Origin of the sequence: Frankia tisae (assembly GCF_025403405.1) — a bacterium.
GTDB classification, from domain to species: domain Bacteria; phylum Actinomycetota; class Actinomycetes; order Frankiales; family Frankiaceae; genus Frankia; species Frankia tisai.
Map to the genome: position 1 here is coordinate 1 of NZ_JANEZT010000544.1, position 3,071 is coordinate 3,071.

Consider the following 3,071-nt stretch of genomic DNA (forward strand, 5'->3'; position numbering starts at 1 on the left):
TCCACCGCCCGGTACACATTCTCGCCGCCGTTACGCTCGATCTCCCTCGAAATCACCGAGTGATGCCTGCCGAGCGCCTTCGCGATGAACCGCGCCGAACGATTCTTGCCCAACTCGCGGGAAATAACCTCCCGCTCCTCGATCGTCAACTTCTCCCGCCGACCCATCCACCATCCAGCCCCTCGACGCCAACACGATCATCCTATCGAGGCGTCGCTACGACCATTTGACCCCGCCAGGCAATATTAGCAAGACGTCCTCATCAGACCTCCTCTTGCCGTAGCGTCTACCGCTAACGCAACCCGTCTGCAAGTTATTACACGGAGCAACCGTAATAGATTATTATGTCAACTGTCACCCTCCCCTAATAACGGACGCATTGTCTCTTTCGAGATGACCGTATAAAAAAAGAACCGAACCTCAGTTTCGATTCTTTTTTCATGAGAGCAAAATACGAGAACCGTACCGCGAAGCGGAGGTTCGGTTAACGAGAAAATCCAAAAGAATGCACGAAGTATTCCCAACCACCACGACCCTGCGCCCAAACAGAGCCCCTGACGGGACTACAGCAAGTCACCGATCATGACGGCGGGCTACCTTGCCGAGGCCCTGGGTCCGGCCCGGCCCCGGTAGACGGGACGCGGGCCGGCAATATGCTGGGGGCCGCCTGCCAGGCTGATGCTGGTTGGCGAGCCAGTCGTCCCGCAGGCGCTCCGGCAGCCGGCGCAGGCGTCCCCGCGGCCGGGTGCATCGCCTCCGGGTCTGCCAGGTTCGCGCAGGCGGCGGCCGGCAGTTCCGGTGGAGGCGGATACACCCGGTCTGGTCCATGACCGGGCCACCGAGCCGACGTGTTCACGCCCCGACGTGCACGGCTCGAAGGACCCGGCGTCGCCGCGGAGGACGCGGCGGCCGGTTGCGCCACCAGTCGACGGCCCACCAAGCCGCGAGGAAGGCGTACACACCGCTCGACAGCTGTTTGCCCTGCAGCAAGGCTAGTGCAGCCGCGCGTAAATCTTGCTGGTCTGGTTGGTGGTCATTCGGTCCAGGTGGTGGGGTCGCTGGCGTAGAGCCCGCAGGCGCAGTCGAGGGCCTGTTCGGGGGTGCCGGTGGGCTGCCCGTCCGGTAGGTAGGAGTCCTCGTAGGCGCCGCGGCTGTCGAGGTAGATCGCGAAGCCCCACCGGTCGGGCTGGCCGGTGTAACGCAGCCGGCACAGCGGGTAGGGGTCGGTGTCGGCGGGCTCGTCGGTGAAGACCGCGTCGAGGTAGGCGAAGTCGCCGCGGTAGCGGACGGTCAGGTCACGCAGCTGGGGCCAGCGGGCGGTGCGCCGGGTGTGCAGCCGGTGTTGCAGCACTACCCGGGCCGTCTCGGGGATCTTCGCCACGTCTTCATCCTGCCCGTACCGGTGTGTCGGGCCCGCGTCCGGGCCCGACCGGTTCTTCCCTGTCGTCCTGGAACTGTCCCTTCCAGGATGTGTGTGGTGAGCGGTGGGCAGACAGACGGGTGGTCCCAGGGTGGTTCTCGCTGCCGCGCAGCGGCAGCGGTTCAAGAAGCTCGCCCGGACGGTGAGTGCCCCGTTCGACCAGGTCAGACGGGCCCGGATCCTGCTGGACGCGGCTGATGGCCGGTGGGGGCCGGCCGCCCTCGGCCGCCCACCAGCCGATCGGCCTGCTCCGGGCTCGTGTCGGGGGCGTGTCATGACGACTGTGTAAGCCGGAGGTGGACCAGGATCGATCTACCTTGATCGGGTAGGTCGGAAAGGGACACCGAATGACACAGAGCATGACGCTTCGGACAAAAGACGAAGCGGCGGCGAGGAGGATCGCCGAGGCTTTCGCGCCGGAGGCGATCGACACGTTGTTGAAGGACGCGAAAGCGACCGGAACACCGATCGACGGGGTCGATGGCCTGTTGAATCAGATGACGAAAGCTGTCCTCGAGCGGGCCTTGCAGGTCGAGATGACGGACCATCTCGGCTATGAGGTGGGTGATCCGGCCGGTCAGGGCACAGGAAACTCCCGGAACGCCGAAGTCCACGAAGACGGTGTCGACGCGGAACGGTCCGGTCGAGATCGAGGTACCGCGTGACCGCAACGGTTCGTTCGAGCCGACGATCGTGCCGAAGCGGGCGCGGCGGATCGGGAATCTCGACGACACGATTCTGTCGTTGTACTCGCGGGGCATGACGACCCGCGACATTGAGGCGCACCTGCGGGAGGTCTACGGGGTCCAGGCGTCCCGGGAGCTGATTTCCAATGTCACCGAGGTCGTCGTCGACGAGATCAAGGCCTGGCAGTCCCGGCCCCTCGACGAGGTCTACCCGATCTTGTATGTCGACGGGATCCGGCTGCGGATCAAGGACAACGGGGTGGTCACGACCAAGGTCGCCTACCTGGCCGTGGGTGTCGACGTCGATGGCCGTAAGCACGCGCTGGGCTGCTGGATCAAGGACAGCGAGGGCACGAAGTTCTGGCAGAAGGTCCTGGCCGATCTCCGCAACCGTGGGGTGCGCGACGTGCTGATCGTGTGCTGCGACGGGCTCACCGGCCTGCCCGACGCCGCGGTCGCAGTCTTTCCCGACACCGTCGTGCAGACCTGCGTTGTGCACGTGATCCGCAACGCGATGAGGTTCGTGTCCTACGGCGACCGGAAAGCCGTCGTCAAGGCGATGAAGGATATCTACACGGCGCCGACTCTGGAAGCCGCGGAACTCGGCCTGGCCGCGTTCGACAAGAACTTCGGCGTCCAGTACCCCGGGGCGGTCGACGTGTGGCGCCACGCCTGGCCGGAGTTCATTCCGTTCCTCGACTACCCACCCGAACTCCGGAAGATCGTGTACACGACCAACGCGATCGAGTCGATGAACTTCCAGCTCCGGAAAATCACGAAGAACCGCGGGCATTTCCCCGACCGTGACGCGGCGATGAAACTACTCTACCTCGGGCTCGGCGGATTCAAGCGGTCATAGCGACGCATGCTTCGCCAGCAAATCGTTGAAGACTTCGACCGGCTTCGCCCAGCCCAACGTCTGCCGCGGCCTTCCGTTCAGCTGTTCGGCCACCTTATCAAGCTCG

The 3,071-nt window shown here is 64.5% G+C and carries 2 protein-coding genes and 1 pseudogene; 1 reads left to right on the forward strand and 2 read right to left on the reverse strand.

The genetic code is table 11. The features are described from left to right. Together NBZ85_RS29540 and NBZ85_RS29545 are read right to left on the reverse strand one after the other, a co-directional pair. Window positions 1–167: helix-turn-helix domain-containing protein (locus tag NBZ85_RS29540; protein ID WP_261561665.1), on the reverse strand; the 167-nt coding region annotated here is incomplete at its 3' end. Between the two features lie 866 nt (window positions 168–1,033). Then, window positions 1,034–1,381, reverse strand: coding sequence for a hypothetical protein (locus NBZ85_RS29545; RefSeq protein ID WP_261563217.1), 348 nt, complete (start codon window positions 1,379–1,381; stop codon window positions 1,034–1,036). 437 nt (window positions 1,382–1,818) lie between these two features. Here NBZ85_RS29545 and NBZ85_RS29550 point away from each other — a divergent pair. Then, window positions 1,819–2,944 (forward strand): annotated as a pseudogene (locus NBZ85_RS29550) (IS256 family transposase); the annotation flags it as partial. Window positions 2,945–3,071 lie beyond the last annotated feature (127 nt).